The following is a 252-nucleotide window of genomic DNA, read 5'->3' on the forward strand; positions in this document are numbered from 1 at the left end:
CGACGGTGACGGGCTCGGCGCCGCCGTCGTCCGTGGCGTGGGCGACGAGCTCACGGAGAGCGGAGCGCATCTCGGCGCCGGTCCGGGCCAGACGCGGGCGCGCGGAGACGCCGTCGGCCTCGGCCGTCACGGGAGCGGGGAGGGCGTCCTCGGGGGTCAGGCCGGTGCCGGCGGGGACGGGGCGCTGGTCGGGGGCGCGGGCGAGGGGGGTCACCCTCCGAGTCTAGGCACGGGGCCTCGGGGGGGGCTTCC

General features: G+C 80.6%; 1 pseudogene. It reads right to left on the reverse strand.

The features are described from left to right. Positions 1-214: pseudogene (locus KVS67_RS12425) on the reverse strand (pantoate--beta-alanine ligase); the annotation flags it as partial. Positions 215-252 lie beyond the last annotated feature (38 nt).

This window comes from Micrococcus sp. GbtcB5, assembly GCF_019091605.1.
Lineage (GTDB): Bacteria > Actinomycetota > Actinomycetes > Actinomycetales > Micrococcaceae > Micrococcus > Micrococcus luteus.